This is a genomic window from Azovibrio restrictus DSM 23866, assembly GCF_000429665.1.
Lineage (GTDB): Bacteria > Pseudomonadota > Gammaproteobacteria > Burkholderiales > Rhodocyclaceae > Azovibrio > Azovibrio restrictus.
Window position 1 is genome coordinate 131,950 of sequence record NZ_AUCH01000016.1, and the last position, 6,269, is coordinate 138,218.

Genomic DNA, 6,269 nt, shown 5'->3' on the forward strand with positions numbered 1-6,269 from the left:
TTTTGAATAGAGAAGACCATGGCAAAAACGATTCTCGCAGTGGACGATTCCGCCTCCATCCGGCAGATGGTGTCGTTCACCCTCAAGAGTGCCGGCTACGAGGTGGTGGAAGCGGTAGACGGCATGGACGGCCTGGAAAAGGCCAAGAGCCGCAGCATCAATCTGGTGCTCACCGACCAGAACATGCCGCGCATGGATGGCCTGACCCTGATCCGCAGCCTGCGCGGACTGCCCCAGTACAAGACCACGCCCATCCTGATGCTGACCACTGAATCCTCCGAGGCCATGAAGTCCCAGGGGCGGGCGGCGGGGGCCACCGGCTGGCTGGTGAAGCCCTTCGACCCCCAGAAGCTGATCGAGGTGGTGCGCAAGGTCATCGGCTGATGCCGGGCCGGGCGCGGGATCACGGGGCATAGGGGCCGGGGGGAACATGTCCATCGATATGACTCAGTTCTATCAGGTGTTCTTCGAGGAATCGGCAGAACACCTGGCCGAGATGGAGTCCCTGCTGCTGGGGCTGGATGTGCTCGCCCCGGAGCCGGAGGACCTGAACGCCATCTTCCGGGCCGCCCACTCCATCAAGGGCAGCTCCGGCACCTTCGGTTTCACCGATCTGGCCGAGCTCACCCATGTGCTGGAAAACCTCCTCGACAAGATCCGCAAGAACGAGATTCCCCTGCGGGCGGAGATGGTGGATGCCTTCCTGGAAACCGGCGATCTCCTGAAAACCATGCTGGCGGCCCACCAGGGGGGCGAAGCCGCCGATCCCGGGACGGTCGCCGCCGTGAGCCAGCGGCTGCAGCAGCTGACGGACGGGGTTGAGGGCTCAGCCGGAACCCCCGTCACGGCGGCTGCCGGCGCTGCTGCTCCCGCCGCACCGGCAGGGGAGGCTGTAGCCCCGTCCGCCGGGCCGGGGGAGCGGGGCTTCTGCATCGAATTCGTGCCCACGGCCGCCTCCGCCAGCCATGGGGTGGCGGGCTTCGTGGCCGAGCTGGGCCGGCATGGTCGGGTCGAGGTGCTGCAGCAGCCGCCCCAGGATGAGCCCGTGGGCTTCTGGTCTCTGCGCCTGCTGGCTCCGGCCCTGCCCGAGAGCGTCCGGGAACAGCTGGATTTCATCGCCGAAAAGGATGCCTGGCGCATTGAGGAAGACCGTTCCGTCGGCAGCGACGGGGCGGCGGCCTTCGGCTTCTTTGACGATGCTCCCGGGTTGTCCGACGAAACCCGGGGCTATGGCTTCTTCGATCCCCTGCCGGAAGCGGGCGGCGAGGCCGAGGCTTATGGTTTCTTCGCGCCCCTGCCTGAACCGGAGGCGGCCCCCGGGCCCGGCCTGGCTGGCGATCCGGAAGGGGCTTACGGTTTCTTCGATTCCCTGCCCGCCGAAGCGGCGGCCCCGGCCAGCGCCGGGGCGGACGAGGGCTATGGCTTTTTCGAGCCCCTGCCGGCGCCCGAACCTGCTTCCCCGGCGCCAGTTGCCGAAGCGCAAGCCCTGTCCCCGGCCCAGCCCCTGGATGCCGAGGACGGCAGCTATGGCTTCTTCGAGCCCCTGCCGGCTCCGCCGGCGGCCGCCCCGGCGCCCCAGCCTCCGGCCCGGCAGCTGCCGGAAGAAAAGCACGAGCCTGGGCCCCAGGCTCCGGTGCCGGCAGCCGCGCCCAAGGTCCAGAAGCCGGGGAAAGCGGTGGTGGCGGCTGGCGGCGACTCCTCTATCCGGGTCAGCGTCGAGAAGGTGGATCAGCTGATCAACCTGGTGGGGGAGCTGGTGATCACCCAGGCCATGCTGCTGCAGACCGTGGCCCAGATGCAGGAGGCGGCCCCGGAGCGGCTGGTGAATGGCCTGACCCAGCTGGAACGCAACAGTCGGGACCTGCAGGAAGCGGTGATGTCGATCCGCATGCTGCCCATCTCCTTCGTCTTTTCCCGCTTCCCCCGGGTGGTGCGGGACCTGTCCGCCAAGCTCGGCAAGCAGGTGGAGCTGAAGACCATAGGCGACACCACGGAGCTGGACAAGGGGCTGATCGAGCGTATCGCCGACCCCCTCACCCACCTGATCCGCAACAGCCTGGACCACGGCATCGAGTCCCCGGAGAAGCGGGCCGCCCTGGGCAAGAATCCCTGCGGCACCATCACCCTCAAGGCTTCCCACCAGGGCGGCAATGTGGTGATCGAGGTGGGGGACGACGGTGCCGGCCTGAACCGGGAGAAGATCCTCGCCAAGGCCCGGGAGAAAGGCCTGCAGGTTTCCGAGCAGATGACCGATCAGGAAGTGTTCGCCCTGATCTTCGAGGCCGGCTTCTCCACCGCCGACCAGGTCACCGACGTCTCCGGTCGGGGCGTGGGCATGGACGTGGTGCGGCGCAATATCCAGGAGCTGGGCGGCCGCATTGAAATCGAATCCATGCTCGGCATCGGCACCCGCATGACCGTGCGCCTGCCGCTCACCCTGGCCATCCTGGACGGCATGAGCGTGGCCGTGGGGGATCAGACCTACATCCTGCCCCTGTCCTACGTCATGGAATCCCTGCAGCCGGAACCTGGCGACATCAAGACCCTGGCCAACCAGGGCCGGGTGATCCAGGTGCGGGGCGAGTACCTGCCCGTGGTGGTGCTGCACGAGATCTTCAACATCCAGAAGGCGGTCACCCATTTCAACCAGGGCATCATGGTGGTACTCGATGCGGACGGGGCCTCCGCCGCCCTGTTCGTGGATGCCCTGGTGGGCCAGCACCAGGTGGTGATCAAGAGCCTTGAAGCCAATTACCGCCGGGTCCAGGGGATTTCCGGGGCGACCATCATGGGGGATGGGCATGTGGCCCTGATCCTCGATGTGTCGGCCATCGTCGGCATGGGCAAACAACAAATGCAAAGGGCCGCCTGAGGCCGGAGGAGTGGTAATGGAAGCAATGCAAGCCGCCGCGCAGCGGGGGGAAGAGGAGCTGGCGAGCAGCGAGTTCCTCACCTTCACCCTGGGGCAGGAGGAGTACGCCATCGACATCCTGCGGGTCCAGGAGATCCGCGGCTACGAGCCCCCCACCCTGATTGCCAATGCGCCGCCCTTCATCAAGGGGGTGATCAACCTGCGCGGCATCATCGTGCCCATCGTGGATCTGCGCATCAAGTTCCACCTGCCCCTGGTGGAGTACACCCCGTTTACGGTGGTGATCATCCTGAACGTGGCCAACCGGGTGGTGGGGGTGGTGGTAGACAGCGTCTCCGACGTGATCCGCCTGAGCCCGGCCCAGATCCGGCCCGCCCCGGATTTTTCCGCCAGCTTCGATACCAAGTACATCCAGGGCCTGGCCACGGCGGAAGGGCGCATGCTCATCGTCACCGACATCGAGCAGCTGATGGTGAGCCGGGAAATGGACCTGCTCGACAGCCCCGATAGCAACGGGGCGGCCGCCCATTGAATTTGTTGAGAGATCGAGATCATGCGTAACAACGAGCCTGTCACCGGTAATGAAGTCATCCTGGCGGACGATTGCGTCATCGTGTCCCGCACCGATCTCAAGGGCCAGATCACCTATGTGAACAAGGCCTTCCTCGATGTGAGCGGTTTTGCCGAGGTGGAACTGCTGGGCCAGCCCCACAACGTGGTGCGCCATCCCGACATGCCCCCCGAAGCCTACGCGGATCTCTGGGCCCGGCTCCAGGCCGGCGAACCCTGGGTGGGACTGGTCAAGAACCGCTGCAAGAACGGCGACCATTACTGGGTGGAAGCCCATGTATCGCCCCTCCGGGAAGGGGGGCAGGTGGTGGGTTACCTGTCCGTGCGGCGCAAGCCGGAGCGGGCCCGGGTGGCGGCCGCCGAGCAGGTCTACCGGCAGTTCCGGGAAGGCCGGGCCGGCAAGCTGGGCATTGTCCACGGCCAGGTGGTCTCCCGGGGGCTGCTGGCGAGCCTGGGGCGCCGCTTTTCCCGGGCCGGCCTGTCGGGCAAGATCATCCTGGGTAGCGCCCTGGGCGCCTTTGCCGTGATGGCGGTGATGGCCCTGCTGCTGGGGGCCCGCATGGGGGATACCCTGGCCGGGCAGGGGCGGGCCGGTCTGGCCCAGAGCCTGTCCCTGATCAAGGGCATGGTGGAAGTGCGGGCGGGGGCCCTGGCCAAGGAGTCTTCCCGCCTCAATCAGCTTTTCGCCGGCATGTTTCCCCAGGGATTCGAGCTTCAGGCCGGGGATACGCCCCAGCTCAGCCATGGGGGGGAACTCCTGAACGGGCGCTACCAGGAGGTGGATGCCTTCACCGTCAATTCCGGTGCGGTGGCCACCATCTTCGCCCTGCAGCAGGGGGATTTCCTGCGCATCAGCACTTCCCTCAAGAAGGAAACCGGGGAGCGGGCCACCGGCACCCTGCTGGGCAAGAACCACCCGGCCCACGCCAAGCTCCTGGCCGGTCAGCCCTATGTGGGCAAGGCCAAGCTGTTCGGCAAGGATTACTACACCGCCTACAGCCCCCTCAAGGATGCCGCCGGCCAGGTGGTCGGCGCCTTGTTCATCGGCATGGACGTGAGCGCCGAGCTGGCGGAGCTGAAGCAGCAGATCAAGCAGGTCAAGGTCGGCGAGACCGGCTATTTCTTCGTCCTCGACGCCCGTCCCGGGGATGAGCTGGGGGTGGCGCTGATCCACCCCGCCAAGGAAGGGCAGAACCTTCTGGCGGCCAAGGATGCCGATGGCCGGGAGTTCATCCGGGAAATGCTCAGCCGCAAGCAGGGGGAGATCCTCTATCCCTGGTCCAATCCCGAACTCGGGGACGCCAGCCTGCGCGACAAGATCGCCCTGTTCGACACGGTGCCGGAATGGCACTGGCTGATCGGCGGCGGCACCTATCTGGACGAGTTCGATGCGGCGGCCCGCTCCCTCTCGGCTTTCCTCTGGGGCGCCGCAGTGGCCGTGGTGCTGTTCCTGGTGCTGGTCATCTCCTGGCTGGTGCGGCGCCTCATCACCCGGCCCCTGCAGGAGCAGGTGCTGCCGGCTTTCGGCCGGCTCTCCGCCGGGCAGTACGACAATCCCCTGGAGGTGGGCCGGGCCGATGAGATCGGCCAGGTGCTCAAGGGCCTGGAGGCCATGCAGAACCGGCTGGGCTTCGAGGTGACCGAGACCAAGCGGGTGGCCGACGAGATGACCCGCATCAAGATTGCCCTGGACAGCGTCAGCACCGGGGTGATGATTGCCGACCAGCAGCGCCGCATCATCTACGCCAATGCCGCCGTGGAGCGGCTGCTGAAGAATGCCGAGGCGGACATCCGCCAGGAAATTCCCGATTTCGATGCGGACCACCTGCTGGGGGCCTGCATGGACAGTATCCACAAGCAGCCCGAGCACCAGGCCCGGCTGCTGGCGGGCCTGCAGGCTACCCACACGGAGCAGATCGAGATCGGCGGCCGGACCCTGGTGGTATCCGCCAATCCGGTGGTGAATGCCCAGGGCGAGCGTCTCGGGGCGGTGGCCGAATGGCAGGACCGGACCCTGGAAGTGGGCATGGAGCGGGAAATCCAGGGCATCGTTTTTGCCGCCGCCCAGGGGGATTTCAGCAAGCGCCTGGAGCTGGAGGGCAAGGAAGGCTTCTTCCAGAGCCTGGCCCTGGGCTTGAACCAGCTGCTCGATACCGCCGCCCACGGGCTCCAGGCCGTGGCCGGGGTGCTGGAATCCCTGGCCCGGGGCGATCTGACCCGGAAGATCGAAGGCGATTACCAGGGCACGTTCGCGCGCCTGCGGGATGATGCCAATGCCACGGTGGAGCAGCTGACCCGGGTGGTGCGCCGGATCCAGGAATCCACGGAGGCGATCAACACGGCGGCGCAGGAGATCGCGTCGGGGAACACGGACCTGTCGAGCCGGACGGAAGAGCAGGCGTCGAGTCTGGAAGAGACGGCGTCGAGCATGGAAGAGCTGACGGGGACGGTGAAGCAGAACGCGGACAACGCGCGGGAAGCGAACCAGCTGGCGGACAGCGCCCAGGTGGTGGCGGAGCGGGGCGGCCAGGTGGTGGAGCAGGTGGTGCAGACCATGGGGGCGATTCACCATTCGTCGAGCAAGATAGCGGACATCATCGGGGTGATCGACGGGATCGCCTTCCAGACCAACATTCTGGCGCTGAACGCGGCGGTGGAAGCGGCCCGTGCCGGGGAACAGGGCCGGGGCTTCGCGGTGGTGGCGACGGAAGTGCGCAACCTGGCGCAGCGCAGCGCGGGAGCGGCGAAGGAGATCAAGGGGCTGATCTCGGACTCGGTGGAGAAGGTGGAAGCGGGGTCGAAGCTGGTGGACCAGGCGGGCCGGACG

General features: G+C 66.7%; 4 protein-coding genes. All 4 read left to right on the top strand.

Annotated elements, in window-relative coordinates; all coding sequences use genetic code 11:
- Positions 1 to 18: 18 nt before the first annotated feature.
- Positions 19 to 384, top strand: a complete 366-nt coding sequence (locus tag G474_RS0114145) for a response regulator (RefSeq protein ID WP_026687554.1) — start codon at positions 19 to 21, stop codon at positions 382 to 384.
- Positions 385 to 430: 46 nt separating this feature from the next.
- A complete protein-coding gene (locus G474_RS0114150) occupies positions 431 to 2,872 on the top strand; it encodes a chemotaxis protein CheW (RefSeq protein ID WP_026687555.1) in 2,442 nt (813 codons plus the stop codon).
- Between the two features lie 16 nt (positions 2,873 to 2,888).
- Positions 2,889 to 3,404 (top strand): chemotaxis protein CheW, encoded by a 516-nt coding sequence (locus G474_RS0114155; RefSeq protein ID WP_026687556.1) that lies wholly within the window; start codon positions 2,889 to 2,891, stop codon positions 3,402 to 3,404.
- A gap of 21 nt (positions 3,405 to 3,425) precedes the next feature.
- On the top strand, positions 3,426 to 6,269 hold a 2,844-nt coding region (locus G474_RS24460), incomplete at its 3' end, for a Cache 3/Cache 2 fusion domain-containing protein (protein ID WP_051282298.1).

What these genes read in the sequence shown, in the direction of transcription:
- G474_RS0114145 (WP_026687554.1), top strand. Translation starts at nt 19, where the DNA reads ATGGCAAAAACGATTCTCGCAGTGGACGATTCCGCCTCCATCCGGCAG.
- G474_RS0114155 (WP_026687556.1), top strand. Translation starts at nt 2,889, where the DNA reads ATGGAAGCAATGCAAGCCGCCGCGCAGCGGGGGGAAGAGGAGCTGGCG.
- G474_RS0114150 (WP_026687555.1), top strand. Translation starts at nt 431, where the DNA reads ATGTCCATCGATATGACTCAGTTCTATCAGGTGTTCTTCGAGGAATCG.